We start from the raw sequence: 24,953 nt of genomic DNA, 5'->3' as shown, positions 1-24,953 counted from the left end.
CAGACGCGCTCAGCGGCTTGCCGCGAGGGTGATCGACACCGACTCGGCAAATCGCAGGGCATGCGGCTTGTCGACTTCGACTTCGGCGTAAAGCACGGCGGTATTGCTCATCACCAGATCCAGCAGCTCCTGGGTCAGGCGTTCGAGCAGCGCAAAGCGATTGCCCTCGACGTGGGCGATGATCGCCTTGGTGATGGTGCGGTAGTTGAGCGCGTGATCGATGTCGTTGTCGCGCACCGCTTCCTGCGCGGCGTACTGGATGGTCAGGTTGATCAGCACATCCTGTTTGTTGAGGATCTCGTCCTCGTTGATCCCGATAAAGGTGCGCAAGCGCAGATCCTTGACCCGGATGCGCGCCATTCCCGGTTGAAGTTGTGACATTTACTTGCTCCGTCCAATCAATTGCAGGAACTCCTGGCGGGTGTTGCTCGAGTCGCGAAAGGCGCCGAGCATGACCGAGGTGTTCATGGTCGAATTCTGTTTCTCGACACCGCGCATCATCATGCACATGTGCCGGGCCTCGATGACCACCGCGACGCCAGCGGCATCGGTGACCTGTTGCACCGCTTCGGCAATCTGCCGGGTAAGGTTTTCCTGAATCTGCAGGCGCCGGGCGAACATGTCCACCAGCCGCGCAATCTTCGACAGTCCCAGCACCTTGCCGGTCGGAATATATGCCACATGGGCCTTGCCGATGAAGGGCAGCAGGTGATGTTCGCACAACGAGTAGAGCTCGATGTCGGCGACGATAATCATCTCGTCGCTGTCGGAAGCAAACAGCGCGCCGTTGACGATCTCCTCCACACGCTGTTCGTAGCCGTGACACAGGTATTGCATGGCCTTGGCCGCGCGCTGCGGAGTGTCGAGCAGACCTTCGCGGTCGGGGTCTTCGCCGAGGCCGATGAGGATCTCGCGGTAATGCTCGGGCAGGGTACGGCTCATGGGAGATCCTCGCGCAGCAGCTTATTTGACGTGCCGTCCGCCGTTGACGGTCAGGGTCGTGCCGGTGACATAGGGGTTGTCGAGCAGATAGCGCAGGCTCTGGTAGATCACTTCGCTGCCGGGTTCGATGCCCAGCGCGGATTTGGCCAGCGCCTTGGCGCGGTACGCCGCGTCGTCGTCGGGATTGAACAATAGCAGGGCTGGCGCGATGCCGTTGACCTTGATTGCCGGCGCATAGCGCGCGGCGAAGGACAGGGTCAGGCTGTCGAGCCCGGCCTTGCTGGCGCAATAGCCGATGTGTTTGCTGCTGCCCTTGCGCGTGACGTCGTCACTGATGTGGATGATGTCGGCCGGTGTCGAGCGCTTGAGCAGGTCGGCGCAGTGCAGGTTGATCAGGTACGGCGCGAGCAGGTGCACGTTGAGCATGCGTTCGAAGGCTTCGGCTTCGTTGCCCGGGGTTTCCGCCAGCCATTCGGAGGCGTTGTGGACGATGGCGCGCAGGCGGTCGGTATGGGCTTTCAGTTCATCGATGAAGGCGAGAATGGCGGCTTCGCTGGAGAAGTCGGCGAACACTCCGATCGCGCCCAGATCCCGCAGCGCTTGCACGCCGGGACGTTCGCTGCGGTAGGTGAAAATGACCTGATGGCCGTCTTCAAGCAAACGCTGCGCGCAGTGCAGACCGACACGCTGGCCGGCACCGGTGATGAGAATCGGGGCGGAGGAAATGGTCATGAACGGCTCGCGTCGCGGCTGGAGCAAAAACTATAACAGCGACGCTGTCGAAAAGATCGCAGCCTTCGGCAGCTCCTACAGGGGCGCCTTCATCTGTAGGAGCTGACGAGTGCAACGAGGCTGCGATCTTTAGCGATTCTGCGTAGAGGGTGTTGCAGGCAAAGGTCGCGCCGGCACAGCGTTCAACCAGTTGGACAGCAACCGCGTCGACAGCGGAATAAAGAAATACACCATCAACGGCGTCAGGCACGCCGTGCTGATCAACACCCGCGGCAGCAGGCTCATGTCGCCGAGCAACGGCCCGAGAACAAAGTTGAACAGCAGCGACACCGGAAAGAACGCCAGCCAGATGGCCACGGCCTGTTTCCAGCGCGGTGGCCGCTGACCGGCCGCGCCGAACCAGCCTTCGATACCACTGACCCGATGTTCTTTGGGATGCGCGAACAGATCGCTGCCTCGCGCGAGCCACGCGGTACGCGAGACCGAGTGCTCCCAGGCATGCAGGGTCTGTTCGTTGACAAAGCGGAAAATGATCTGGAATTCGTTGTCACCGGGTGGCGGAGCGAGCACGCCGGAGCCCAGATAACCGGGAAAGTCAGTGGCCAGTTGTTCGCCTTCGCGTAGCCAGGCAATCAGGTCCTGATAGCGGCCGTCGGCGACGCGACGCGCAACCATCAGCGTGACGGGGGAAGTAGACATTATGTATCTCCGTATTCCGAGTGCGTCGCTCCGGGTAGGAGTTTCGCAATACGCAGGCGGGGGTAGGAGCCTGCGCTTTTTGACAAGCAAGGATTATTCCTGATTTTAATGACAGTTTCAGAGACTTTCGTCTCTATTCATGGGTTGAACCGATAGAGGGCATCGGAGGTAGAATGGGATCCAAATCTACCGAGTGGATGCACCTGCACAATGGCTGTTATCACGGACGCTGACCCTGCTTCGCAGGCCTCTGTCGCACTTGAGCGCGAAGAGTTGTTCCCTATTCGTGAGGTGTCGCGCCTGACCGGCGTCAACCCGGTAACGCTGCGTGCATGGGAGCGTCGCTACGGTTTGATTCAGCCGACTCGCACCGAAAGCGGGCATCGGCTGTATTCGATGACCGAAATCGAGCGCGTGCGCAGCATCGTCGACTGGATCGACCGCGGCGTGGCGGTGAGCAAGGTCGGCAAGATCCTCGCCAAGACCGAGCCGCTGAAAGTGCTGGCGCATATCATTCCTGATGATCTGGTGCAGGCTGATTACGCGCAGTGGCAACAACAGGTGCAGGTTGCAGTCAGCGCATTCGATGACCGCGCGCTGGACCAGGTCTACAACCAGATTTTCTCTTCATATTCGCTGTCAGTGGTGTTCCAGGACATTCTCATGCCGTTGTGGCTGCAGATGCTGCAGCGTCAGGATGCCTTCGGCCAGACCAGCGAATGGTTGTTTTTCGACGGGTTCCTGCGGGCGCGAGTCCTGCAGCGGATTGTCGCGCTGCGCGGCGCGCAACCGCGCAAAGTGATTGTCAGTGCGCTCGCCGGTCAGTGTCGTGAACTCGAATTGCTGGTTGCCGCGTTGTTTCTGAGTGGCAATGACGCCGGAGTGCGGGTGCTCACCACCGGTCAGCCATTCGATGAGTTGGCGCTGGTGTGCGAGCGGATCAAGCCGCAGGCGCTGGTGCTGTTTTCCAATCACGCCCCGACAGCCGATTTGCCGCGACGGTTGAACCGTCTGGCGTTAAGTCTGGACTGTCAGGTGATGCTGGCCGGCGATACCGCCGATCTGGCACAGGACAGCCTGGCGGGATCGTCGATCGGCTGTCTGGGCAATGAAGGGGCGACGATGCGTCAACGCATGACGCAGTTTCTCGCGGGGACGCTGGATACCTGAATATCAGGTGTGCAGGGCGGGGTGGGTCAGACGGTGTTGTTGCAGGATGAACTGGCGCAGGCGTTCGGTTTCATCGGCATCGGTCTGGCTCAGCTCGTAGGCGTAGAAGCCATGCTCGGTTTCGCGCTCGAAATTGCCGCGCAGGGAAATCCGCTCATACCCTGAAGGGCTGAACCACAGCGCGAAATGCTTGGGCGGTTTGGTCTTGTTGCGCATTTCCAGCAGCACGCCTTTGTGCGACACCTCGTGCACCCACATCATCCCCGGTTGGCCCTTGGCATTTTCCAGCGCGACCGGCTCTTCGAGGGTCAGACGCCATGGGCGAACCATCGGCCCGTCTTCGTAAATGCTTGGTACGCCCAGACGCAGGTGCAAGGCGTGGAATTCGTCTTCCACCAGGTGCAACGGGAAGGTCATCTGCTGATTTTCAAAGTTGGCCTGGATGGTCACTTGCTCATGAGCCGCCAGGCGCGTGAGCAGGTCACGGATCTGCGAGCCACCATTGACCAACAGGCTCGACGTCGCATCCCGCACATTGAGTTGCGGGTTGTGCTGCATGGTCTGGATGAAATCCAGCTCATCCTGGGTCAGGAGGGCGTCGCGTTGCATGGCCTGGCTCGAAAGAATTAGTTACAAAGTCATTGGTGATTGTAGTTACTGACACTTAGTTCGCAGTTTTGTTTGCGCCGTTCGTCGCTTTCAGGGCAGAGAGTTCGGCTTGCAAGGCGGCAACCTGTGCTTCCAGTTGCGCGACGCGTTGCTGCGCCTTGACCTGAACCGTGACGTCCTTCTGCACGCCGACGAAATAAGTCTGGCCGTCCTTGTCGTTTTTCACTGTCGACAGCGACAATTCGTTCCAGAATGGCGTGCCGTCCTTTCGGTAGTTACGCAGGATTTCCCGGCACGCCCCGCCATTGCGCAAGGTGTCACGAATCCGCGTCAGATTGGCCTGATCGCGGTCGCCGGACTGCAGAAAACGGCAATCCTGGTAGAGAATTTCTTCGCTGGTGTAACCGGTCAGGCGCTCGAAGGCCGGGTTTACGTAAATCAGGATGTTGTCCTGTTCGCCTTCCTTTTCTGCAACCACGATCCCGTCGTTGGAAGCGTTGATCACCATTTGCAGCAGATTGGCGTTGATCATCAATGAATCCTTTCAGTGTCGATATTGGCTGGCATTCTAGAAGTTCCAGCCAGTCTGTCTACTGGCCATCACGGCTATTCGGGCCTGGATCGCGGCTTTTACGTCGGACTGCTACTATCGCCGCTCTTTTTTTCAGCTTCAGGATCAGATTGATGAAAGTCGCCATCCTCTCCGGCTCGGTTTACGGCGCGGCCGAAGAAGTCGCCCGTCACGCGCAGAACCTGCTGAAAGACGCCGGTTTTGAAACCTTCTACAACTCGCGCGCCAGCCTGGAGGATATACAGGCGTTCGGCCCTGAAGCGATTCTCGCGGTGACCTCGACCACCGGCATGGGCGAGTTGCCGGATAACCTGCAGCCGCTGTATTTCAGCCTTCGCGATCAATTGCCAATGGCCTGGCGCGGCTTGCCCGGCGCGGTGATCGGTTTGGGCGATGCCAGTTACGGCGATACTTTCTGCGGTGGCGGCGAGCTGATGCGTGAGTTGTTCGCCGAGCTGGGCCTGCGCGAAGTACAAGAGATGCTGCGTCTGGACGCCAGCGAAAGCGTGACCCCGGAAACCGATGCCGAGCCTTGGCTGGCGCAATTGATCGCCACGCTCAAGGGCTGATCGCGCGCTCGCGCAGCAGGGCCAGCCAGGCCTGCGCGGCTTTCGACAGATAGGCGCCGCGACGCCAGATGAAGGCGATATCCCAACGCAGATAATCTGGCGCGCGCAAGGTCAGGCGCACCACGCCCGGACGCTCCAGTGCCCGGGCGACCACGCTCGGCAACAGCACCACGCCTTGCCCGGCCGCCACCAGCGCCACGAGAAAATCCGCCTGGCCACTGCGCCCGCCTTCTTTCGGGGTAAAGCCCAGTTGCTGGCACGCCTGCAATAACCGGTCATTGAGCACGAAGCTGCGCTGATACAGCAGGAACGGTGTCTCGGCCAACTCCTCCAGAGCAATTTCACCGCGCGCCGCCAGCGGATGATCCACCGGCAGCAACGCGTCGAGCTTCTCATCGCAGAACGGCTGAAAATCGAACTGCGGATCCTTGGGCAGCAAGCTGCCACCCAACTCCAGTTCACCGCTGAGCACCGCCTGCTCGACGTTACGGCTGCCGCCCTCAAGCAATTGAATGCTGATGTTCGGATAGCGCCGTCGATACTCGGCGAACAACCCGGCGAACAGCGCATCGCTGCCCAGCAACGGCAGACCGAGGCGCAATTCGCCGCGCGCCAGTTGGCTCAGATCATCCAGTTCGCTGAGCAACTCCTGACGCAAGCGCAGCATGCCCTCGGCGTGTGACAGCACCACGCTGCCCGCAGCGGTCAGGTGCAACTGGGAGCCGAGCCGTTCGAGCAATGGCGTGCCGAGACTCTGCTCCAGTTGCGCGACTTGTTTGCTCACCGCCGACTGACTGACGTGCAGGGTTTTCGCCGCCTGGGTAAAGCCGCCTTGACGCATGACTTCGAGAAAACTGCGCAGCTGTTTGAATTCCATGTTCCGATTCCGTTTTGGAATAGCCATGAGTCTAACAATTCGCTTCTGGTATGGCAGGCCGCTTCGTAAAATAGCCCCCTGTAAGGAGCCCATCATGAACGCTGCATCCCTCACGTATGTTTCCCGTCTGATAGCAGAACTGGCCGTGTTGCTCGGTCTCTATCTGCTCGGCTGTCAGATCGCCGCGTGGCTGGCCTGGCCAATTCCCGGTGGCGTCATCGGCATGGCCCTGTTGCTGCTGGCGTTCGCGTTTGGCTGGGTCAAACCGGCGGCGCTGCAATTGGGTGCCGGATTGCTGATGGCCGAGATGCTGCTGTTCTTTATTCCGGCACTGATGAGTCTGCTCGACTACGGCGCACTGCTGCGTGATGACGGTTGGCGGATTTTGCTGGTGATTGGCGCCAGCACCCTGATGGTGATGCTGGTGACGGCCTTTACCGTGGAGTTGGCTGTGCGTCTGAGGCGGTCCCATGAAGCTTGAATGGATGCCGATGTTCTGGCTCGCTTTCACCCTGTTGGCGTACCTGTTCAGTCGCTGGATTTACCGGCGTACCGGGCGCTATCTGCTGTCGCCGCTGATTCTGGTGCCGGCGCTGCTGCTGGCGCTCGCCATACCGTTGCACACGGCCTATGCCGAATATTCAAGCAACACCCATTGGCTGATGCTGGTGCTCGGGCCGGTGACCGTCGCTTTCGCGGTGCCGATCTGGCAGCAGCGACGTCTGCTGGTGCGGCACTGGTCAGCGCTGTTGCTGGGCATGCTCGCCGGCAGCGCGGCATCGATCGCTACCTCGTTTGGTCTGGCCAGGGCGCTGGCGCTGGATACCTCAGTCACGATGTCGCTGGTGCCGCGTTCGATCACCACGCCGTTCGCCATGCCGCTGGCGCAGAATCTGGGTGGCGTACCGGAACTGACGGCCGTGTTCGTGATGTTCACCGGCGTGTTCGGTGCGATGCTCGGCGGCGTGCTGCTCAAGTGGCTGCCGCTGCGCAGTGCCTTGGCGCGCGGTGCGTTGTTTGGGGTTGGCGCGCACGGTGCCGGCGTCAGTCGGGCGCATGAAGTGGGCGGTGAAGAAGGCTCGGTGGCCGGGCTGGTGATGGTGCTGACAGGACTGCTCAATCTGTTCGCTGCGCCTTTGTTGGCGTCGTTGCTTTGACATGGATCCAAGCTGTTTGCATGGCTGACCCGCTCAGTCATCAAGCTGGCTGGCAATGCAACTACGTGAGCCCCGGGAGCTGACTAGACTGCTGACACGTGCAAAACAATAAGAACGCAGAGGTGCATACAGTGAGCGTAGCCCCCGTCCAGTCGCCCGTTAATGTCAAAGACCAGGTCAGTGCTGCGGAGTGGCAGACCCGGGTCGATCTCGCCGCCTGTTATCGACTGGTCGCCCTGCATGGCTGGGACGACCTGATCTTCACCCACATTTCCGCCAAGGTCCCGGGCACCGAAGACTTCCTGATCAACCCGTTCGGGTTGATGTTCCATGAGATCACCGCGTCCAGCCTGGTCAAAGTCGACCAGGCCGGCAACAAGCTCATGGACAGTCCCTACGAAATCAATCCCGCCGGTTACACCATCCACAGCGCCGTGCACGAAGTGCGGCACGACGTGGTGTGTGTACTGCACACGCACACTGCGTCCGGCGTGGCCGTTTCAGCGCAGAAGCAGGGCGTGTTGCCGATCAGCCAGCAGTCGCTGTTCGTGCTGTCGAGCCTGGCCTATCACGCCTACGAAGGCGTGGCGCTGAATCACGAAGAGAAAGCGCGCTTGCAGGCCGACCTGGGCGAGAACAATTTCCTGATGCTGCACAACCACGGTCTGCTGACCTGTGGCGGCACCATCGCCGACACCTTTCTGATGATGTTCACCTTCCAGCGTGCCTGCGACATTCAGGTCATGGCGCAGACCGGCGGTACTGAACTGATCGCCATCGAACCGCAAATTCTGGCGGGCGCCAAGGCGATGATCGCCGGCGTGACCAAAAGCGCTCAAGGCATGGGCGGCGCGCTGGCCTGGCCAGCGTTGCTGCGCAAACTCGATAAACAAGACCCCGGATATAAACTCTGATGCCTCTTGCCGAGATTCCTCTGTGTGTCTGGCGCAAACGCAGCCGGACATTTGTCTTTCGCGGCCAGTCGATCCGTTATTGGACGGCGGGGCAGGGTGAGCCGCTGTTGCTGATCCATGGCTTTCCGACGGCCAGTTGGGACTGGCACTACTTGTGGCAGCCGCTGGCCCAGCGTTATCGGGTGATCGCCTGTGACATGCTCGGTTTCGGTGATTCGGCCAAACCGTTGCATCACAGCTACAGCTTGCTGGAACAGGCTGATTTGCAACAGGCGCTGCTGGCCCATCTGCAGGTCGAGCAACCTCTGCATATTCTGGCTCACGATTACGGCGACAGCGTCGCCCAGGAACTGCTCGCGCGGCATTACGAAAACCGGCTCGCCGTCGCCAGTTGCGTGTTCCTCAACGGCGGGCTGTTCCCGGAAACCCATCGCCCGGTGCTGATGCAAAAGTTGTTGCTCAGCCCCTTGGGCTGGATGATTGGCCGAGCCTTCAGCCGTGATGCATTGGTGAAAAGCTTTCGGCAGATTTTCGGCCCGCAAACCGGCCCCAGCGAAAGCGAACTGGATGATTTCTGGAGCCTGATCGAGACCCACCGCGGTCCGCGCATCCTGCACAAACTGATTGGCTACATCCCCGAGCGCCGAGCGCAACGCGACCGCTGGGTAGCGGCCATGCAGCGTGATGACATCCCGTTGCGGGTGATCGATGGCGAAGTCGATCCGGTCTCCGGTGCGCACATGGTCGAGCGTTACCGCCAGTTGATCGCCGACGCCGACACGGTGTTGTTGCCGGGCATCGGCCACTATCCACAGATCGAGGCGCCGGTGCAGGTGCTCAAACATTATCTGGCGTTTCGTGACCGCCTGGAGTTGCCGCCGCGCAAGGTCGCGTGCTCCTGAGAGATCAAAAGATCGCAGCCTGCGGCAGCTCCTGCACAAATNATTAATGCAGGAGCTGCCGCAGGCTGCGATCTTTTGATCTTTTGACGCCCTCATCATCCCCCACCCTTATCGCGCACCATTCAGCCTCAGCCGTATTTGTTGTGACCCAAAGCCCTGTGCCTGACACTCGGACTCAATACTGGCCTGCTGGAGTTTCTGCGATGAATGAGTCCGTACGTTTCGAAGATAAAGTCGTGATCGTCACCGGAGCCGGTGGTGGCCTGGGCCGGGCGCATGCTTTGCTGTTCGCCCGGCACGGCGCCAGAGTGCTGGTCAACGACCTCGGCGGCTCGACCCAGGGCGAGGGCGCCAATGCCTCCGCCGCCGACCGTGTGGTGGCGGAAATTCGCGAAGCCGGCGGCATTGCCGAGGCCAACCACGACTCGGTCACCGACGGCGACAAACTGGTGCAGAACGCCCTCGACGCCTTTGGCCGTGTCGACGTGGTGGTGAACAACGCCGGGATCCTGCGCGACAAGACCTTTCACAAAATGGACGACGCCGACTGGGATCTGGTCTATCGCGTTCACGTCGAAGGCGCCTACAAAGTCACCCGCGCCGCCTGGCCGCACCTGCGCGAGCAAAACTACGGCCGGGTGATCTTTACCGCATCCACTTCGGGCATCTACGGCAACTTCGGTCAGTCCAACTACGGCATGGCCAAACTCGGCCTCTACGGATTGACCCGTACCCTGGCCATCGAAGGGCGCAAGAACAACATTCTGGTCAACGCCATCGCGCCCACTGGCGGTACGCGCATGACCGAGGGGCTGATCCCGCCGCAAGTGTTCGAACAGCTGAAACCGGAACTGGTCAGCCCGCTGGTGGTGTACCTGGCCAGTGAGCAGTGCCAGGAAACGTCCGGTCTGTTTGAAGTCGGTGGTGGCTGGATGGGCAAAGTGCGCTGGGAGCGCAGCCTCGGCGCCGGATTCGATCCACGCAGCGGTTTCTCCCCGCAAGACGTCGCGGCGCATTGGCAGCAGATCTGCGATTTCGAAGGGGCGGCGCATCCCAAGGACAACATTGAAGCGCTGAAGGAAATGATGGCGAATCTGCAGAAGTATTCGCTTTGACATCTGCCATGACCGTCAAGCGACCTGTCCCACCGGCATGAATCTCGCCCATAAAAAAGGCCGCTGCAAACGCAGCGGCCAAGGTAAGACGTTGGATCAAGGAGCTACAAATCAACGTCAGTGAACACCGGGGCGATCAATCGAAGCATCGATTCATCTGAAATCGGTCAGCGCAGGCGCGAGTTGCTCGGCAGCCAAGGCTGGTTGCTTTGCGGCGTGTGCCGTGAAAGCCCGCTCAGAATAAGCACTTGAGATCGAAGGAAACAGAGCGATTCCGGACATGCACTGTTACGGGGCATGCAACAGTCGTGTCCGGCTACGCTATTGGGTCACTGAAGGGATTGTGGCTGTTGTTTCAAGGGCGCAGGTCGTCGGCCTGATAGCCCATGCGCCAACTGACTGCGCGTGCCGCCGCCAGCAATCGCCGGGCGGCCGGACCGTTTTCATCCGCATGAAACAATGAAGTCGGGCCGACAATCGTCAGTACCGCTGCGATCTGCCCGACGGCGTTGAACACTGGCGCCGACAACGCATCCACGCCCGGCATCAACAAACCGTGCACATGATGCAGACCGCGTTCGCGGATCTGTTCACACAGGCTGACGTAGTTTTTTTCATCGGCCAGCGGATGGTCGGCGATGGCGGTTTCCAGCACGCGCAGTTCATCGGTTTCGCGATGCGGCAGATAGGCACTGAACACCAGGCCAGTGGATGAACTGAGCAGCGGCAATACCGAACCCAATTGCGTGACCACCGTCACCGCGCGCACCGCCGGCTCGATGTGCACCACGGTCGCGCCCTGATTGCCCCACACCGCCAGAAAACAGGTTTCATTCAGTTCGTCGCGCAACTCGGACAGCGGCAGGGCGGCGACTTTCAGCACGTCCATACTGTTCAGGGCTGCCAGGCCCACGCGCAACGCTTCACGGCCGAGTCCGTAATGGTTGGTGGCGGCGTTCTGCTCGGCGAAACCACTGGCGATCAGGGCCTGGAGATAACGGTGCACCTTGCTCGCCGGCATCTGCACATGTTCAGCCAGCCGCGACAACGACGTGGAGGGCGACAACTCGGCCAACGCCTTGAGGATGTCGGTGCCGACCTCGGCGGAGCGGACTTTCTGTTTGCCATTGCTGTCGCTGGTTTTTTCCATGGTGCGGCCGGGATCCGAAAACGAATGGGCGTCTTTATAGCTTGACGCTGGATAGCGAGCAAATTACGTTATGCGTAATCGAATTACGATAATAACAACCCCGGCGTGCGCAAACCTCTGAGCCAGAGCGATGGGCCACTGCCGACTCCCTGTTCAGGAGGCTCCATGAACCTCGATTCAAACGCGTCGGCGCTGGCGTACCAGTCCGGTTTCGGCAACGAATTCAGCAGTGAAGCGTTGCCCGGCGCCTTGCCCATCGGCCAGAACTCCCCGCAAAAAGCCCCGTACGGTCTCTACACCGAATTGCTCTCCGGCACGGCGTTCACCATGACCCGCAGTGAAGCCCGGCGTACGTGGCTGTACCGGATTCAACCGTCGGCCAATCACCCGGCGTTCGTCAAACTGGAGCGGCAACTGGCCGGCGGCCCGCTGGGTGACGTAACCCCGAATCGTCTGCGCTGGAATCCACTGCAGATGCCCGCCGAGCCAACCGACTTCATCGACGGCCTGGTTGGCATGGTCGCCAACTCGGCGGCGGAGAAGCCTGCCGGCATCAGCATCTATAACTATTGCGCCAACCGCTCGATGGAGCGGGTGTTCTACAACGCCGACGGCGAGCTGCTGCTGGTGCCGCAACTCGGGCGACTGCGGATTGCCACCGAACTCGGTGAGCTCGAAGTCGCGCCGCTGGAAATCGCCGTGTTGCCACGCGGTCTGAAATTCCGCGTCGAACTGCTTGATCCGCAGGCGCGCGGTTACGTTGCCGAGAACCACGGCGCGCCGTTGCGCCTGCCGGATCTGGGGCCGATCGGCAGCAACGGTCTGGCTAATCCACGGGACTTCCTCGCGCCGGTCGCTGCCTACGAAAACCTGCAGCAGCCGACGACGCTGGTGCAGAAATTCCTCGGCCAGTTGTGGGGCACCCAACTCGATCATTCGCCGCTGAACGTGGTCGCCTGGCACGGCAACAACGTGCCGTACAAATACGATCTGCGCCGTTTCAACACCATTGGCACCGTGAGTTTCGATCATCCTGATCCGTCGATTTTCACTGTGCTGACCTCGCCGACCAGCGTGCATGGCATGGCCAACCTCGACTTCGTGATCTTCCCGCCACGCTGGATGGTCGCCGAGAACACCTTCCGTCCACCGTGGTTCCACCGCAACCTGATGAACGAATTCATGGGCCTGATCCACGGCGAATACGACGCCAAGGCTGAGGGTTTCGTGCCCGGCGGAGCTTCGCTGCACAGTTGCATGAGCGCCCACGGCCCGGACGGCGAAACCTGCACCAAAGCAATCAACGCCGAGCTCAAGCCGGCGAAGATCGACAACACCATGGCTTTCATGTTCGAGACCAGTCAGGTGCTGCGTCCAAGCCGTTTTGCCCTCGACTGTCCGCAACTGCAATCCAATTACGACGCCTGCTGGGCCACGCTGCCCGCCACGTTCGACCCGACCCGGAGATAATCCATGACTCAGACTTCCATCACCCGCAGCTGGGTTGCTTCGGCCAACGGCCACGCGGATTTCCCGTTGCAGAACCTGCCGCTGGGCGTATTCAGCATCAACGGCTCGGCGCCGCGCGCGGGCGTGGCGATTGGTGAGCACATTTTCGATCTGCAAGTGGCGCTTGAAGCCGGTCTGTTTGACGGCGCCGCACGCAGTGCGGTCGAGGCCATGCACGGCGGCCTGTTGAACGCCTTCTTCGACCTCGGTCGCGAAGCCCGTGTCGCCTTGCGTACGCGCTTGCTGGAACTGTTCAGCGAGGGCAGCAGCCATCGCGGCGCCATCGAAGCCCAAGGCGCAAAACTGCTGCCCTTGGCTGCCGATTGCCAGATGCACCTGCCGGCCCGCATCAGCGATTACACCGACTTCTACGTCGGCATCGAACACGCGCAAAACGTCGGCAAACTGTTCCGCCCGGACAACCCGTTGTTGCCGAACTACAAGCACGTGCCGATCGGTTATCACGGTCGCGCCTCCACCGTGCGCGCCTCCGGCACCGACGTGCGCCGCCCGAAAGGCCAGACCCTGCCGGCCGGTGCCAGCGAGCCGACCTTCGGCCCTTGCGCCCGACTGGACTACGAGCTGGAGCTGGGCATCTGGATCGGTCAGGGCAACGACATGGGCGAGCCGATTGCGATTGGTGACGCCGCCGAGCACATCGCCGGTTTCTGCCTGCTCAACGACTGGTCGGCCCGCGATATCCAGGCCTGGGAATACCAGCCACTGGGCCCGTTCCTGTCCAAGAGTTTTATCACCAGCGTCTCACCGTGGGTGGTGACAGCCGAAGCGCTGGAGCCGTTCCGCACGGCACAGCCGGCGCGTCCGGAAGGTGATCCGCAGCCGCTGCCTTACCTGTTCGACAAGCGCGATCAGGAGGCCGGTGCCTTTGACATCGAACTGGAAGTGCTGCTGCTCACCGAAGCCATGCGCGAGCAGAATCTGCCCGCCCATCGCCTGACCCTGAGCAACACGCGTTACATGTACTGGACCGTCGCACAAATGGTCACGCACCACAGCGTCAACGGTTGCCAGTTGCAGGCCGGCGACCTGTTCGGTTCGGGCACCTTGTCAGGTCCGGAAAACGGTCAGTTCGGCAGCCTGCTGGAAATCACCGAGGGCGGTAAAAAGCCGATCGAACTGGCCTCCGGCGAAGTGCGCAAATTCCTCGAAGACGGCGACGAAATCATCCTGCGCGCGCGTTGCGCCCGAGAGGGTTTTGCCTCGATCGGCTTCGGCGAATGCCGCGGCACAGTGCTGGCGGCGCGCTGACAGGAGCGGCTCATGGATCTCTACACCTATTACCGTTCCACCTCGTCGTACCGGGTGCGTATCGCTCTGGCGCTGAAGGGGCTCGACTACAACGCGCTACCGGTCAACCTGATTGCGCCGTCCGGGGGCGAGCATCGGCAGGCGGCGTATCTGGCGATCAATCCGCAGGGCCGGGTGCCGGCTTTGCGTACTGATGACGGCGAGTTGCTGATTCAATCGCCGGCGATCATCGAGTACCTGGAAGAGCGTTATCCACAGCAGCCGCTGCTGCCGGAAGACCTCGCCGCCCGCGCCCATGTGCGTGGCGTCGCGGCGGTGATTGGCTGCGACGTGCATCCGCTGCACAACGTCAGCGTGCTCAATCGTCTGCGCCAGCTGGGCCACGAAGAGCCGCAGGTGGTGGAGTGGATTGCGCACTGGATCAGTCAGGGGCTGGCGACCGTCGAGCAGTTGATCGGCGACAGCGGTTTCTGTTTCGGCGAGTGGCCGTGTGTGGCTGACGTTTATCTGATTCCACAGTTGTACGCGGCGGAGCGCTTCGGTGTTTCGCTGGAGGCTTATCCACGGATTTGTCGCGTAGCCGCGTTGGCGGCTGAGCATCCGGCGTTCATCAAGGCGCATCCGGCCAACCAGCCCGATACACCGTAAGACCCTGTGGGCGCGAGCCCGCTCGCGAAGAGGTCGTATCAGCGGACATTCTTTTAGCTGGCACACCGCTTTCGCGAGCAGGCTCGCTCTCACATGAGGTCCGTGTTGCCCCTAAAAAATCATAAAAACAAAACAGGTACCTTGCGATGCACAACCAGATTGCCAGCTTCCGGGCGGCACTCGACGCCCGTCCTGTGTCCCGCTATCAGTGGTTGCTCTTGATCCTGCTCGCCTTGTTGCTGGTCACCGACGGCTATGACGCCCAGGTGCTCGGTTACGTGGTGCCGGCCCTGGCGCAGGACTGGGGCCTGGAGAAAGCCGCCTTCGGGCCGGTTTTCAGTGCCAACCTGTTGGGCCTGACCCTTGGTTCGCTCGCGGTGACGCCGCTGGCCGACCGCTTCGGCGTGCGGCGGATTCTGCTGGCGTGCGTGCTGATCTACGCCACCCTCACGGTGCTGATGGTGTTCGCCGATTCCCTGAATACCCTGATGATCGCGCGCTTTATCTGCGGCATCGGCATGGGCGGGGCGATGCCCAGTGCCATGGCCCTGATGTCGGAGTATTCGCCGCCGCGCCTGCGCACCTTGATGGTCACGCTGGCCGCTTGTGGGTTTTCGTTTGGCGGTGCGGCGGGTGGTTTCGTTGCGGCGGGCTTCATTGATCGCTTTGGCTGGCAAGCGGTGTTCCTCGCCGGTGGTGTCACGCCGTTGCTGCTGTTCCCGTTCCTGTGGTGGATGCTTCCGGAATCGCTGCCGCGTCTGCTGCGTGACGCACCGCCTTATGCGCGCTTGCGCCAAGTCACCGCGCGAATGCTGCCGGACTGGCAGCCACCGGCTGCCTCGGTCGAGCAGAACGAGCGCGAGCAGGGCAGCAAACTGACCGTGGTCGAGCTGTTCCGCAACGGTTATGCACGACCGACCCTGCTGATCTGGGCGACGTTTTTTGTCAGCCTGATTCTGCTGTATTTCATGATCAGCTGGCTGCCGACGCTGTTGCTGGAAAGCGGTCTGCAACTCAATGAAGCTAATCTGGTGACCTCGATGTTCCTGTTCGCCGGCACCTTGGGCGCGGTGTGCATGGCGTGGTTCGCCGACCGGCTCAAGCGCAAGGTGCGCCTGCTCTGCGCGGTATTGGCCGGGGCGGCTGTGTGCACGGTTCTGCTGGGCCTGAATCACGACAATCCGCGCTATCTGGTGGCCTGCGTGTTTGCTGCCGGGTTTTGCATCATTGGTGGGCAACTGACGTTGAACGCCTTCGCCAGTAACTTCTATCCGGCGCAGGTGCGCGCCACGGGCACTGGCTGGGCGTTGGGGGTAGGGCGCTTCGGTTCGATCCTCGGGCCGCTGTTTGGCAGCCTGCTGCTGGCGATGCACATTCCGGTGGCGCAGATATTTTTCTTCTGCGCGATTCCGGCGGTTATTGCGGCACTGCTGATCATCCAGGTGCGTTCGCCCTCAGAAATCCCGCAATCCAATGTAGGGGCGAGCCTGCTCGCGAAGAACGATAACGCGGTCTAAAGGATAAACCGAGGCGCCTGCTTCGCGAGCAGGCTCGCTCCCACACAGGGATTAGTGGACCACGGAATTCGGAGGCAGGTGCCCGAGCCGTTCGGTCAGGCGCAGGCGCTGGATCGGATCGTCACTGAGCAGCAGCGCATGTTCCAGATCGAAGCGTTCGGCGTTGGGGCAGTCGAGGCGCTGATACAGGCTGGCGCGGGCCAGATAATCGGCAGCGCTGGCACCGCCCAGTTCCAGCACGCGTTCGGCATCGATCAACGCAGCGATGTAATCCTCGTGCGCCAGATGCAACTGGCGCAGGTTGCGTGACAGGCGCTGCAGCATTTGGATCGGGGTGGCGACCAATAGATGCTCGGCATTGAGTTTCATGTGCGCGCCGTACTGACGCTGCAACAACTCGCGACAATCATTCGGGTAAAGCCGCCGACCGCCGCAGGGATCCAGCAAGTGATCAGCGCCGGGCACCCGCAGCAGGAAATGCCCGGGAAAGTTCACGCCGACCAGCGGAATCTCCAGACTGCGTGCCAGTTCCAGGGCTATCAGGGACAGGCTCAGTGGCTGGCCGCGACGGGTCTGCAACACCTTGTGCAACAACGCGACCTGTGGGCGCAGCGGCAGAAAATCGTCCTGAGAAAAGCCCAGATCATTCATCCGCCGCAGCAACGGTTGCGCCAGTTCGCTGACTGGCAGCATCGGCAAGCCGTAGCTGACGCGCTGTTGCAGCTCCTTGAAGTCCTGTTGCAGTGCTTCGACATCCAGGCCTTTTTCGTGCTCGGCAGCCATCCACAACGCCGCTTCGAACAGTGCGGGCGGTGAACGGTGCAGACACTCGAAAAAACGTTGGCGCGGACTCATCGAAATCTCCGGGGCATGCCTCGTTTTAGCCCCGTCCGTGCCATTCGTCCAGTACCGGCCGGGTTATGCCGCAAAGTCGCCGTCGGCGCCGACGCTTATTCCGGTGCGCTTCAGCAATTTTTGGGCGCAAGCCTATACTGGCGACTACCAGAAGTGATTCGGGAGCCTGCCGATGTTCGCTCTCATGCAAAGCACTCGCCTGGAATCGCTGCACCTCAGCGTTGACCCGGTCACCGGGTTGAAGGCGGTCATTGCCATTCATAACAGTCGCCTCGGGCCTGCCCTGGGCGGTTGCCGTTATCTTGCCTATCCCAACGACGAATCCGCAGTCGAGGACGCCATTCGCCTCGCGCAGGGCATGAGCTACAAAGCGGCGCTGGCCGGACTGGCCCAGGGTGGCGGGGTGGCAGTGATCGTACGCCCGGCGCATGTGGAAAACCGCGGTGCGCTGTTCGAGGCTTTCGGGCGCTGCATCAAGCAGCTCGACGGTCGCTACATCACCGCCATCGACAGTGGCACGTCGGTGGCGGACATGGATTGCATCGCCCAGCAGACCCGGCATGTCACCAGCACCACCTCGGCCGGTGACCCGGCACCGCACGCGGCGATGGGGGTGTTTACCGGAATTCGCGCCACCGCCATGGCGCGGCTGGGCAGCGACAATCTCGAAGGATTGCGCATAGCGATTCAGGGGCTGGGGAATGTGGGTTATGCACTGGCGGAACAACTGCATGCGGCGGGCGCCGAATTGCTGGTCAGCGACATCGATCACGGCAAGGTGCAACTGGCGATGGAGCAACTCAACGCGCATCCGATCGCCAACGATGCGTTGCTCAGCACACCGTGCGACATCCTTGCGCCGTGTGGCCTCGGCGGGGTACTCAACAGTCACACAGTGACGCAACTGCGTTGCTCGGCGGTGGCGGGTTCGGCGAACAATCAACTGACGCATCTGGACGTGGCCGATCAACTGGAGCGTCGGGGGATTCTGTATGCGCCGGATTACGTGATCAACGCGGGCGGGTTGATTTATGTTTCGCTCAAGCATCGCGGTGAAGAGCTGGGGACGATCACTGCGCATCTGTCGAAGATTTCCTCGCGACTGACCGAAGTGTTTGCCCATGCGCAGGCCGAGAAACGCTCGCCGGCGCGGGTGGCGGATGAGTTGGCGGAGAAAGTCCTGTATCGCTGAAAAGCAAAAGATCGCAGCCTGCGCCAGCTCCTACATATGGAATGCGTATTCCCTGTAGGAGCTGCCGCAGGCTGCGATCTTTTCGATTCAAACGTGGTTACTTGGCAGCTTTCGCCGCTTTAACCGGCTTCACTGGAGCTTCTTCCGGCTCAGCTGCTTCGTTTTTTTCGACTACTTCTGCCGGTGCATTGATCAGCTCCGACAGCGCATCAGGCTGGCTCTTGAACGCCTTGGCGAACACATCGCGGTTCTTCGCCATGTAGATCCCGACTTCTTCAACCTGTTGCTCGTTCAGCGACGGCACGGCTTTTTGCAACACTTCGGACAGCATCTCGGCCAGTTCGAGCATTTTGTCATGACGGTCAGCTTCGGCTTTATCCATGAACAAGCGCTCCAGATCTCGGCTGCTGCGGTATACCACTTCGACGGCCATTCACCACCTCACATGCCTTCACATTTAGTTGTCTTAGCGACTACTGTATTTATATACAGCGAAAGGATAAGCGAATCCCTGCGCTTTGGGTAGTGGCTTTTCAATGTAGACCGGATTCGGCGATTTTCCTGATTTACGCCCCTCAAACAAAACGACCCGCACACGGCGGGTCGTTGGTTTATTTGATGTCAGAACTTGCCGCTGGCGTAACCCCCATCGATGGGCATGATCACACCCGTGACGTATGCGGATTGATCGCTGAGCAGCCAGAGCACCGCGTTGGCCACTTCGTCCGCCGTGCCGAAGCGTTTCATCGACGTCACGTTGATTTTGCGCTGGGTGTTTTCCGGTGCGGCTTTCAGGCGTGCCTCGCTGTTCATGCCGCCGAGGATCGGCCCCGGGGCGACCGCATTGACGCGAATGCAGCCACCGTCTTCCAGCCGCGCATTTTCGATCGACGCCACCTGGGTCATGCCATTGATCGCCTGCTTGCTGGCGACATAGGCCACCTGGCCGCCAATCGGCACCACGCCGGCGCAGGACGAGGTGTTGACGATGGCCCCGGTGCCGCGGTCGAGCATCAGTTGCAGTTCATGACGCATGCAGTGGTAGGTGCCGTTGACGTTGATGTTCATCACCTTCATCCAGTCATCCGGGCACGATTGCGCGAGCGCTCCGTACTTGGCGGTCACGCCGGCATTGTTGAACGCGCAATCGAGGCGGCCGTAGACCGAACGAATGGTCGCGAACGCCTGCTCGACCTGCGCCGGATCACCGACATCGCAGGCGATGAAGCGGCAGTGTTCACCCAGCCGATCGGCCAGCGCCGCGCCTTTTTCCTCGTCCCGGCCGAACACGATCACATCGGCGCCGGCCTTGATCAGGCGTTCGCTGACGGTCTCGCCAATGCCGCTGGTGCCGCCGGTGACCAGGCATACTTTTCCCAGAAAATCGTACATATGTCGCATCTCCTTATGCCAACGCGGGGCGTAAATATTTCGGGTTCACGCAGCAATACACCCGATCCAGTCGCGGATTGCTCTTGTCGCTGAAGCACTGGCTGTCCCACCGGCATTTGTGGATATCGGCGGAGCGGCCCTGCAGGGTTTTGTTGATCAGGTCGTTGTCGGCAAACAGCGCCCGCGACATGCCCACCCAATCGCATACGCCGTCGGCCAGCAACTGCTCGGCCTTGTCCAGACCGTCGATGAAACCGGCGTACCCCACCGGCACTGTCGCCACGGACTTGATCGCCCGCACGCCGGCTTGCAGGTAGTGGTCCATGGTCTCGAAGTGCACGATCAACTGGCCGAAGGTCGCGCCCATGCACATCGAACATTCCAGCGCGGCAACGCCGGCCTGACAGAGCGCTTGAACGGTTTCCTTGAGGTCCGGATATTGCAGCCCTTCCGCGCCCAGGCGGTCGTCGATGCCCAGACGAATGGTGACGATCAATTGGCCCTGGGTGCGCTCGCGGATGGCCCTGACCACGTCGAGCAACAGCCGCGCGCGGTTCTCTTCGCTGCCGCCATAGCGGTCGGTGCGCTTGTTGGTGTGCGGTGAAAGAAAGCTGCTCAGCAGGTAGCCGTTGGACGCCTGCAACTGCACCAGGCGTGCGCCGTTGGTCCAGGCCAGCCAGGCGGAGTGGGCGAACTGCTCGATCACCAGGGCGATGTCGGTTTCGTCCATGATCCGCACGCGATAATCCGGATCAAGTTTCGACACGCGCGGGCAGGGCACGCCGCTTGGGGTCAGCACGGCAACCCCGGTGTGCGTGGTGGTGCCCTGGCCGCCGTAATGTTGCAGTTGCACACCCACCGGCGTGTTGACCTGCTCGGCCATGGCGAACATCGCCCTGAGCGATTCGCCCTGATGCGCCTCGAACAGGCCGAGCCCGGTGCTCTGTAGACGCGACTGCGGCGAGACCGTGGCGTTGCACAGAAACGCCATGGAGCAGCCGCCCTCCATGATGCCCTGATAAAACTCGATCATGGCGGGCGTCACGCACCCGCTGTGATCGGCCAGGTCCACGCCCATCGACGCGAAGAACAGCCGATTGCGCAACTCCAGCCCGCCGGCCAGCCGCAGCGGCTCCAGCACGTGGGGATAGCGCGTCATCATGCTTCCTTCCTGTGTTCGGGCATTGCGGTGGTCTGATCGAAGGTTATCCACACCGGTTGTCCGAGAGCGGGCGCCGGGGCCGGGGCGGTTTCTTCGTGGGAGAAGTAAGCGAATTGTTTGAGCACCTCGCGCCACTTGAAGCGCAACGGCGAATCCAGCTCTGCCAGGTGCAGTTTGAGCGTGCCGGCCTTTGTCGCGTCGCTGGCGTGCAGCGATTGCAATGGCAGGCTGAGCATCCCTTCGTTTTCCAGGTACAGGTAGACGTGTCCGCGCTCGGAGGCGTCAAGCGGACTGTCGCATTGCACTTGCAGCCCGGCCATCGACAGCAGCTCCAGACGGGCGGAGAGGTGACGACCGGAATCCAGGCGCACCAGCACTTCATGGCGTATGCCCTTGAGCGGGCGGAACCAGCAGGCCGGGTCGATGTTGATATTCCGCATTCGCTTGAACACCGGCATCTTGATCACTTCGCCATGCAGGCGAATGTCGGCCACCAGTTCGCCGCGCTGAAAGAAGCGCGCACGCTTGTCGACCTTGCGCGCCCGTGGCTGGGCCATGCCCTCGTAGTCGCCGACCAGCACATCCACCTGAAACGAAGACTCGGTGTAACGGGGAAAACTCGACAGCAGATCAACGATGGAAATCGACACCTCGCCGCGGGCGTAACCGCTGTGCTCGTAGAACTGCGCGTACATGGCCTGGCGTGCCGCTTCGATCAGCATCAGGCCCGGGACGTGCTCGTGGTGCTTGCGGTAGAAAAAGTAATTGGCGGTGTCGTTGAACAGGGTGAAATACAGCAGGCCCTGTTGCGGGCAACCGTCCAGGGTTTTCAGGACGTCATGCACCTGTCGGCGCTGATCGAGGCTCAGGCCATTGCCGCAACCGGGCAGTCGCGCCAGTTTGGCTTCGGTGCTTTCCAACACCCAGACGCCGCTGAGGATCAGGTGGTCGGTGGTCTTTTCGTAATTCGTCAGCAGCTCCGGCAGACAGTCCGACAGGCCCGCCTCTTCGAGCGCCTGCAGGTCGATGATGGTTGGCAGTGAACGCAGCACCAGTCGCTCGCTGTCCAACCGATAGGCCTGATTGATAACCTCCAGATCCATCGGATCAAGGTTCGCCCGTTGCACGATGGCCGCAGGCAGCCAGGCCGGCAGCAAGTGGTGAGCGTCGTAAATCAGCACATCGTCATCGTGGCCCTTGTGGACGATGTCTTTGGCAACTTTCCTGTGCATGTCGATCATGATCATCCCTCTGTGTTGAACGTTGGTTTAAGGCAGTTGCTATCCATGGCGTGAAATCGACCCACACCGAAAGGTGCTGCTCGACGCGTGTCAGCAGCTTCAGTTGATGTGTTTTTTTGTTATCGCGTGTCGGGCAGTTTTACTGCACCGTGATGTAGCAGGCGCCGAGGGTTCGGTTGTCCAGGACCTGAGGCGGCGCCAGCCATTTGTAGTCAATACCGCCGCGTTTGAGCAGGCGGCCGATGGCAACCGGGGACACCGACACCAGATGTGAAACGCCGCAGGTTCGGGCGTACTCGAGCGTGGCCATGAACAGGCCGACGGTATTTTCGTCGGACATCACTTGTTCGTTTTTGCCGCCCTCGGCATCGAGGTCCAGTGAGGTGAAGCGTGACAGCTCCCAGATGTCATCGCCGCACGGTGCAGGCTGGTCACCGAGCAACGCGGTGAACACCTCACTCAGCAAATACGGCTGGGTGGTCGGCAACAGGCGTGCGCAACCTTTGATGTTGCCGTCTTCTTCTTGCGCAACAATGTAATGGGTGCCGCTGTGGTCGAACTGATCAAACTCGAAATCGTCCGGTGTTGATAATTGCCAGCCGAGGCGTTCGACAAAGACCTGATAGCGATATTGAGCCAAGCGTTGACGCTTTACTGTCGTCAACTGGTCATAACGTCCTGACAAATAATCCATCACAGATTCCGTTTAGTGATTGGTTGGGTGGCGATTAAAGTGCACACTGCGCTCGCAGACTACCTGTCACCCTTGACAGCTAGCGGAAACATTTGGAAATATGCTAGGCATGTTGGCAAGAGGCCGACAGCAATAACTGTGGGAAAGGAATCTCTATGTCATATTGGCAGGCTGAACTGTTGGAAAACGCCATGTCTGCAACGGATGTCGAGTTGTTGTTCGACAATATCAAGACCGTTGCCAGGCAGTTGGAGTTTGATTATGTGGCCTATGGTTCACGCAGGCTTTTCCCCATCACCAAACCTTGCCTGTTTCTCGCCAATAACTATTCGCCGGCCTGGCAAGCTGCCTATTCCGCCAATCGTTACCTGGACATCGACCCTTACGTGATGCGCGCAATGCGCAGCGTGAAACCGGTGCTGTGGGATGCTGAACTCAAGGCTCAGGCGCCCGAATTCTGGCAGGAAGCGCATGCTCATGGCATCTGCGAAGGTTGGGGGCAGACGCTGCTGAACAGCGAAACTCAAGGGCTGGTGACGTTTGCCCGGGGCAGCGAAGCGATCACCGCACTGGAACTCGAAACCAAGCAGGCAGCGCTTTCATGGCTGGCCCAGATCACCCATCTGGGCCTGACGCGCCTGCAGATGCGCGGCGCCGATTCGGTAATCCCGGTACCCATAGAACTGTCGCAAAGGGAAAAGGAAATTCTGCAATGGACCGCTGACGGAAAGTCATCGGACGATGTTTCGGTGATCCTCGGCATCAGCAAAAGGACCGTAAACTTCCATATAAACCATTGCCTGAAGAAACTCGGTTGCCAAAACAAAATCGCCGCTGCCGTTAAAGCTTCGCTGATGGGCCTGCTCTGGAAATAATTACACGAATAATTTATTCGATAACTAACTGGTGAATTACCGGGGAGTGTGCGCGAGTTCACAGAATGACCCGGTTAATAATATTTCATTTATAAGCTAATGCTTTTTCAGCGTAACGAACTTATCAAGAAACTTTAGTTGGATCGTCACAATCATTCCTGTCGACGGTGTCTGTTCAACGGTGCGACCAAACGCCACGGCGCAGGTTTCATCCCGGCTCGCCATGATGCGTGGCCTCGTTTCTGCATGGCGCACAGCGCATACGGAAAACCGTCACGTCCAACCGGCATCATCCGCTCGCATCGGGCTAAGGAACATCATCGTGAAAATCAACTGGGCCGAGAAATTGCGGCAAAACGTGCATCAACTGGCCGAGTCCCTGGGCAACCTGTTTGTCGAGACCTTCCACTACCTGGCGTTGTTCGCCATCGGTGCGGTGACCGCGTGGGCGGCGGTGATGGAATTTCTCGGCATGCTCGAAGAAGGCCACATCAAGATCGATGACATTCTGTTGCTGTTCATCTATCTGGAACTGGGCGCAATGGTCGGGATTTACTTCAAGACGAAGGTGTACGTTACTAACATTCCTCGCGGTAGCTACCAGATGCTTGCAAGTCCTGATAATGCTGGGGCAGGACCCGCTTCTGATACGCGTGTGATTGGCTTGATTCGCTCAATTTCTAAACAGTGGTGTGTACGATGACGCAAGAAGTGAAATGGGCTGAAAGCCTGCGTAAAAAGCTGCATGGTGGTGCTGATTCGATTGGCAATTTATTCGTAGAAACGTTTCATTACCTCGCCCTTTTCGCAATTGGATTAATCACCGTTTGGGCTGGAGTCTCTACATTTATAGGTATGCTTCAACAGCCGAAAATATCGATTGATGATATTTTGCTGCTCTTTATCTATCTAGAGTTGCTAGCCATGGCGGGCATTTATTTTAAAACTAATCACATGCCCCTGAGATTTTTGTTGTACATCGGCGTAACCGCACTGATTCGATTGTTGATAAGTGATGTTTCTCATCACAATGCGCCGGATACGGGGATTCTTTACGTGTGTGGTGGTGTGTTGCTGCTGGCGATTTCGATTTTGGTGGTTAGGTATTCGTCTTATAAATATCCATCAGTAAAAGAAAAAGCAGAATAACCTTGTTATCAGGCATGATCAGGTTTCAAAATGGTAGTAAACG

Annotated in this window: 27 protein-coding genes and 2 pseudogenes; 15 read left to right on the top strand and 14 right to left on the bottom strand. The window is 60.0% G+C overall.

From position 1 onward, the window contains the following. Positions 1–9 precede the first annotated feature (9 nt). The 4 genes from folX to ACTJKS_RS24350 all read right to left on the bottom strand — a co-directional run bounded on the left by folX (position 10) and on the right by ACTJKS_RS24350 (position 2,373). On the bottom strand, positions 10–381 hold the full coding sequence (folX, locus tag ACTJKS_RS24365; RefSeq protein ID WP_041073935.1) for a dihydroneopterin triphosphate 2'-epimerase: 372 nt from the start codon (positions 379–381) through the stop codon (positions 10–12). Then, the gene (folE, locus tag ACTJKS_RS24360; RefSeq protein WP_262948016.1) at positions 382–942 is read right to left on the bottom strand and encodes a GTP cyclohydrolase I FolE; all 561 of its coding nucleotides are present in this window, start codon (positions 940–942) and stop codon (positions 382–384) included. Positions 943–963: 21 nt separating this feature from the next. Continuing rightward, the gene (gene folM, locus ACTJKS_RS24355; protein ID WP_108181699.1) at positions 964–1,674 is read right to left on the bottom strand and encodes a dihydromonapterin reductase; all 711 of its coding nucleotides are present in this window, start codon (positions 1,672–1,674) and stop codon (positions 964–966) included. 129 nt (positions 1,675–1,803) lie between these two features. Beyond that, on the bottom strand, positions 1,804–2,373 hold the full coding sequence (locus ACTJKS_RS24350) for an antibiotic biosynthesis monooxygenase (RefSeq protein ID WP_108181700.1): 570 nt from the start codon (positions 2,371–2,373) through the stop codon (positions 1,804–1,806). Between the two features lie 210 nt (positions 2,374–2,583). On the opposite strand from ACTJKS_RS24350, the gene ACTJKS_RS24345 reads away from it, so the two are divergent. Further along, positions 2,584–3,543: a MerR family transcriptional regulator gene (locus ACTJKS_RS24345; protein WP_142579860.1), complete on the top strand. Its 960-nt coding sequence runs from the start codon at positions 2,584–2,586 to the stop codon at positions 3,541–3,543. Between the two features lie 3 nt (positions 3,544–3,546). On the opposite strand, the gene ACTJKS_RS24340 is transcribed toward ACTJKS_RS24345, so the two are convergent. Then, positions 3,547–4,152, bottom strand: a complete 606-nt coding sequence (locus tag ACTJKS_RS24340; protein WP_025109427.1) for a hypothetical protein — start codon at positions 4,150–4,152, stop codon at positions 3,547–3,549. A 55-nt stretch (positions 4,153–4,207) separates the two neighbouring features. Continuing rightward, positions 4,208–4,684 (bottom strand): PAS domain-containing protein, encoded by a 477-nt coding sequence (locus ACTJKS_RS24335; RefSeq protein WP_108181702.1) that lies wholly within the window; start codon positions 4,682–4,684, stop codon positions 4,208–4,210. Positions 4,685–4,836: 152 nt separating this feature from the next. Between ACTJKS_RS24335 and ACTJKS_RS24330 the strand changes: the two genes are divergently transcribed. Continuing rightward, complete coding sequence (locus tag ACTJKS_RS24330; RefSeq protein WP_262948012.1) at positions 4,837–5,292, top strand: flavodoxin; 456 nt, start codon at positions 4,837–4,839, stop codon at positions 5,290–5,292. On the opposite strand, the gene ACTJKS_RS24325 is transcribed toward ACTJKS_RS24330, so the two are convergent. Next, positions 5,282–6,169, bottom strand: a complete 888-nt coding sequence (locus tag ACTJKS_RS24325; RefSeq protein WP_262948011.1) for a LysR family transcriptional regulator — start codon at positions 6,167–6,169, stop codon at positions 5,282–5,284. The genes ACTJKS_RS24330 and ACTJKS_RS24325 overlap by 11 nt on opposite strands. Positions 6,170–6,263: 94 nt before the next feature. Here ACTJKS_RS24325 and ACTJKS_RS24320 point away from each other — a divergent pair, with 94 nt between their 5' ends. The 5 genes from ACTJKS_RS24320 to ACTJKS_RS24300 all read left to right on the top strand — a co-directional run bounded on the left by ACTJKS_RS24320 (position 6,264) and on the right by ACTJKS_RS24300 (position 10,257). After that, positions 6,264–6,650 carry a CidA/LrgA family protein gene (locus ACTJKS_RS24320; protein WP_041073952.1) on the top strand — a complete coding sequence of 129 codons (387 nt, stop codon included), beginning with the start codon at positions 6,264–6,266 and terminating at the stop codon, positions 6,648–6,650. Continuing rightward, complete coding sequence (locus tag ACTJKS_RS24315) at positions 6,640–7,326, top strand: LrgB family protein (RefSeq protein WP_108181704.1); 687 nt, start codon at positions 6,640–6,642, stop codon at positions 7,324–7,326. The genes ACTJKS_RS24320 and ACTJKS_RS24315 overlap by 11 nt, the downstream gene beginning before the upstream one ends. Before the next feature lie 131 nt (positions 7,327–7,457). Continuing rightward, positions 7,458–8,240, top strand: coding sequence for a class II aldolase/adducin family protein (locus tag ACTJKS_RS24310; protein WP_108181705.1), 783 nt, complete (start codon positions 7,458–7,460; stop codon positions 8,238–8,240). Then, positions 8,240–9,142, top strand: a complete 903-nt coding sequence (locus ACTJKS_RS24305; protein WP_108181706.1) for an alpha/beta fold hydrolase — start codon at positions 8,240–8,242, stop codon at positions 9,140–9,142. The genes ACTJKS_RS24310 and ACTJKS_RS24305 overlap by 1 nt, the downstream gene beginning before the upstream one ends. A 203-nt stretch (positions 9,143–9,345) precedes the next feature. Then, positions 9,346–10,257 (top strand): SDR family oxidoreductase, encoded by a 912-nt coding sequence (locus ACTJKS_RS24300; RefSeq protein WP_086793807.1) that lies wholly within the window; start codon positions 9,346–9,348, stop codon positions 10,255–10,257. Positions 10,258–10,612: 355 nt separating this feature from the next. Here the strand turns inward: ACTJKS_RS24300 and ACTJKS_RS24295 are convergent, their stop codons facing one another. Next, positions 10,613–11,407 carry an IclR family transcriptional regulator gene (locus ACTJKS_RS24295; RefSeq protein ID WP_047291777.1) on the bottom strand — a complete coding sequence of 265 codons (795 nt, stop codon included), beginning with the start codon at positions 11,405–11,407 and terminating at the stop codon, positions 10,613–10,615. Between the two features lie 165 nt (positions 11,408–11,572). On the opposite strand from ACTJKS_RS24295, the gene hmgA reads away from it, so the two are divergent. The 4 genes from hmgA to ACTJKS_RS24275 all read left to right on the top strand — a co-directional run bounded on the left by hmgA (position 11,573) and on the right by ACTJKS_RS24275 (position 16,350). Next, positions 11,573–12,877, top strand: coding sequence for a homogentisate 1,2-dioxygenase (hmgA, locus tag ACTJKS_RS24290; RefSeq protein WP_108181708.1), 1,305 nt, complete (start codon positions 11,573–11,575; stop codon positions 12,875–12,877). Between the two features lie 3 nt (positions 12,878–12,880). Next, positions 12,881–14,185, top strand: coding sequence for a fumarylacetoacetase (gene fahA / locus ACTJKS_RS24285; protein WP_262948010.1), 1,305 nt, complete (start codon positions 12,881–12,883; stop codon positions 14,183–14,185). Positions 14,186–14,197: 12 nt separating this feature from the next. Next, a complete protein-coding gene (maiA, locus tag ACTJKS_RS24280) occupies positions 14,198–14,833 on the top strand; it encodes a maleylacetoacetate isomerase (protein ID WP_047291784.1) in 636 nt (211 codons plus the stop codon). 146 nt (positions 14,834–14,979) lie between these two features. Beyond that, positions 14,980–16,350 (top strand): MFS transporter, encoded by a 1,371-nt coding sequence (locus ACTJKS_RS24275; protein WP_108181711.1) that lies wholly within the window; start codon positions 14,980–14,982, stop codon positions 16,348–16,350. 51 nt (positions 16,351–16,401) lie between these two features. Here the strand turns inward: ACTJKS_RS24275 and ACTJKS_RS24270 are convergent, their stop codons facing one another. Continuing rightward, positions 16,402–17,205, bottom strand: a complete 804-nt coding sequence (locus tag ACTJKS_RS24270) for a SirB1 family protein (protein ID WP_041073965.1) — start codon at positions 17,203–17,205, stop codon at positions 16,402–16,404. 172 nt (positions 17,206–17,377) lie between these two features. Here ACTJKS_RS24270 and ACTJKS_RS24265 point away from each other — a divergent pair, with 172 nt between their 5' ends. Continuing rightward, positions 17,378–18,397 carry a Glu/Leu/Phe/Val dehydrogenase family protein gene (locus tag ACTJKS_RS24265; protein WP_108181712.1) on the top strand — a complete coding sequence of 340 codons (1,020 nt, stop codon included), beginning with the start codon at positions 17,378–17,380 and terminating at the stop codon, positions 18,395–18,397. 178 nt (positions 18,398–18,575) lie between these two features. Here ACTJKS_RS24265 and ACTJKS_RS24260 read toward each other — a convergent pair. The 5 genes and pseudogenes from ACTJKS_RS24260 to ACTJKS_RS24240 form a co-directional block, all read right to left on the bottom strand. After that, a pseudogene (locus ACTJKS_RS24260) lies at positions 18,576–18,830 on the bottom strand (YebG family protein); the annotation flags it as partial. A 188-nt stretch (positions 18,831–19,018) separates the two neighbouring features. Further along, the gene (locus ACTJKS_RS24255) at positions 19,019–19,789 is read right to left on the bottom strand and encodes an SDR family NAD(P)-dependent oxidoreductase (protein ID WP_108181714.1); all 771 of its coding nucleotides are present in this window, start codon (positions 19,787–19,789) and stop codon (positions 19,019–19,021) included. Between the two features lie 13 nt (positions 19,790–19,802). Next, on the bottom strand, positions 19,803–20,951 hold the full coding sequence (locus ACTJKS_RS24250) for an NADH:flavin oxidoreductase (RefSeq protein ID WP_262948009.1): 1,149 nt from the start codon (positions 20,949–20,951) through the stop codon (positions 19,803–19,805). Next, positions 20,948–22,192: an AfsA-related hotdog domain-containing protein gene (locus ACTJKS_RS24245; RefSeq protein WP_108181716.1), complete on the bottom strand. Its 1,245-nt coding sequence runs from the start codon at positions 22,190–22,192 to the stop codon at positions 20,948–20,950. Before ACTJKS_RS24245 ends, ACTJKS_RS24250 begins: the two co-directional genes overlap by 4 nt. 139 nt (positions 22,193–22,331) lie before the next feature. Then, positions 22,332–22,886, bottom strand: coding sequence for an acyl-homoserine-lactone synthase (locus tag ACTJKS_RS24240; protein WP_108181717.1), 555 nt, complete (start codon positions 22,884–22,886; stop codon positions 22,332–22,334). A 155-nt stretch (positions 22,887–23,041) separates the two neighbouring features. On the opposite strand from ACTJKS_RS24240, the gene ACTJKS_RS24235 reads away from it, so the two are divergent. The 3 genes and pseudogenes from ACTJKS_RS24235 to ACTJKS_RS24225 all read left to right on the top strand — a co-directional run bounded on the left by ACTJKS_RS24235 (position 23,042) and on the right by ACTJKS_RS24225 (position 24,910). Then, positions 23,042–23,761, top strand: coding sequence for an autoinducer binding domain-containing protein (locus ACTJKS_RS24235; RefSeq protein WP_108181718.1), 720 nt, complete (start codon positions 23,042–23,044; stop codon positions 23,759–23,761). 322 nt (positions 23,762–24,083) lie between these two features. Further along, positions 24,084–24,326, top strand: a pseudogene (locus ACTJKS_RS24230) (phosphate-starvation-inducible PsiE family protein); the annotation flags it as partial. Positions 24,327–24,460: 134 nt separating this feature from the next. Continuing rightward, entirely contained in the window at positions 24,461–24,910 is a 450-nt protein-coding gene (locus tag ACTJKS_RS24225) for a phosphate-starvation-inducible protein PsiE (RefSeq protein ID WP_262948007.1), read from the top strand. The last annotated feature ends 43 nt before the right edge of the window (positions 24,911–24,953 follow it).

The sequence above is a fragment of the Pseudomonas sp. 22189 genome (assembly GCF_052045635.1).
Lineage (GTDB): Bacteria > Pseudomonadota > Gammaproteobacteria > Pseudomonadales > Pseudomonadaceae > Aquipseudomonas > Aquipseudomonas parakoreensis.
Note: the sequence above shows the minus strand (reverse complement) of the source record. Positions and strands in the feature narration are given on the sequence as shown.